The sequence below is a fragment of the Magnetococcales bacterium genome (genome assembly GCA_015231175.1).
In the GTDB taxonomy this organism is placed as follows: domain Bacteria; phylum Pseudomonadota; class Magnetococcia; order Magnetococcales; family DC0425bin3; genus HA3dbin3.
In genome coordinates this window covers 1-2046 of the sequence record JADGBZ010000175.1, presented here as the reverse complement: position 1 = coordinate 2046, position 2046 = coordinate 1, and the positions used below count along the sequence as shown (strand labels likewise).

Here is a 2046-nt window from a genome sequence, read left to right as displayed (position 1 = left end):
ACTATTCACCACCCTTGCAAGAAAAGCTTGGACATGGAAGCCTTTGTCAGGGCTTTACCCCCTCCCCCTGAATCTCCATTCCACCCTTTCGTGTGGTTTTTTTTAACCACACCAACAACGCCGAAACCGCCCCTGAAGTCACCCCGGGTATCCGATAGGCCTGCCCAATCGTCTCTGGCTTGACCCGCCCCAACTTTTGCTTGATCTCCGTCGATAACCCGGGAATCTCCCCCCACGGCACATCCACAGGCAGAAGAATCATCTCCGCCTGCCGAAACCGCTCCACCTCCTCCACCTGCTTTTCCAGATATCCCTGATAGTGTGCCTCGACCTCTAAGGCTGTGGCCACATCGGCCAACACCGGATCCAACCCCGCCGCAGCCAGAATCTCACTCACCGTCATATTCTGCCGCCGCAAGGCATCCCAGCCGGAAATCCGCCCCTCCCCAGCTTGTAGGCAAACCCGGCTCGCCTTGAGTTGACCACGCACCTCCTCGATGGCCGCACGCCTGACCAAAAACCGCTCCCATCGCCGGTCATCCACCAAACCCCACTCCCGGCCCAGGGGAGTGAGACGTATATCGGCATTGTCCGCACGCAGTAAAATGCGAAACTCCGCCCGAGAGGTAAACATGCGATAAGGCTCATCCACACCTCGGGTAATCAAATCATCGATCATCACCCCCAGATAGGAGTCCGCCCGCTCGAACCGGACCCCTCCCATCCCTTTGGCAAGGCGGGCTGCATTCAGGCCAGCCACCAAACCCTGACCTGCTGCCTCCTCGTAACCGGTGGTGCCATTGATCTGCCCGGCCAGAAAAAGCCCCTCCCACTCCTTGACCTGCAACCCCCCGTCCAATTGCCGGGGATCCACCATGTCATATTCGATGGCATAACCCGGACGCAGAATTTCCACCTCTTCCAGGCCCGGAATCGTGCGCAGCAATTCCCATTGCACATCAATTGGCAGGCTGGTGGAAATGCCATTGGGGTAGATTTCCGCACATGTTAAACCTTCCGGCTCAAGAAAAATTTGATGGCTGTCCCGCTCGGCAAAACGGACCACCTTGTCTTCGATCGAAGGGCAATACCGGGGTCCAACGCTGGTGATCTGACCCGAGTAGAGTGGGGCACGTTGCAGATTGGCGCGAATGACCGCGTGGGTAGCGGGGGTCGTGGTGGTGATGTGGCAGGGAACCTGCGTTTGGGTGATGGCTGGGGTCATGAAAGAGAACGGGAGTGGTGGATCATCTCCAGGTTGTTCCGTCAGGCGATCCCAACGGATGGTACGTCCATCCAGACGCGGCGGTGTGCCGGTTTTCAGGCGTCCCATAACCAATCCCATCTGGTGCAGGGTGGATGCCAGGGGGATACTGGCCCGGTCTCCGAGCCGCCCGGCAGGAAAGGTCCGTTCACCCATGTGGACCAATCCTTGTAGAAACGTCCCCGTCGTCAACACCACAGCCTTTGCCTGATAACGCTCCCCCCAATCAGTGACCACCCCCTGGAGATGGTGGTCGCGCCACACCAGATCGACCACTTCAGCCTGGCGCAACGAGAGTGTTTGCACACTTTCCAGGATGCGTCGCATCTCCCGGCGATAGAGCACCTTGTCCATTTGTGCTCGTGGGCCACGAACAGCCGGTCCTTTGCGCCGGTTGAGCAGGCGAAATTGTATCCCCGCCCGGTCCGCCACCTCACCCATCACCCCGCCGAGGGCATCCACTTCGCGGACCAGGTGGCCTTTTCCCAGACCTCCGATAGCCGGATTGCACGACATGTGACCGATGGTTTCCAGATTCTGTGTCAGGAGCAGGGTGCGTGCGCCGAAGCGTGCCGCTGCGTGGGCAGCCTCGCAACCAGCGTGTCCTCCGCCTACGACAATGACATCATACTGAGCGCGCCATACCATGTATCGGGGTTACTTTCGCGAGGCCATGTTGGAAGATGGTGCATAGTGTTGCTGATGTCGCCAAAATGCAAAAGAAAAAGTAACTATTCACCACCCGCCAACGAATCGGGGTCCAGGGGGCTGGCTCCCTGGCA

General features: G+C 58.8%; 1 protein-coding gene. It reads right to left on the bottom strand.

Annotation, left to right across the window (positions count from 1 at the left end; translation table 11 throughout):
* Nucleotides 1-46: 46 nt before the first annotated feature.
* Entirely contained in the window at nucleotides 47-1912 is a 1866-nt protein-coding gene (gene mnmG / locus HQL63_16310) for a tRNA uridine-5-carboxymethylaminomethyl(34) synthesis enzyme MnmG (protein ID MBF0178385.1), read from the bottom strand.
* Between the last annotated feature and the right edge of the window lie 134 nt (nucleotides 1913-2046).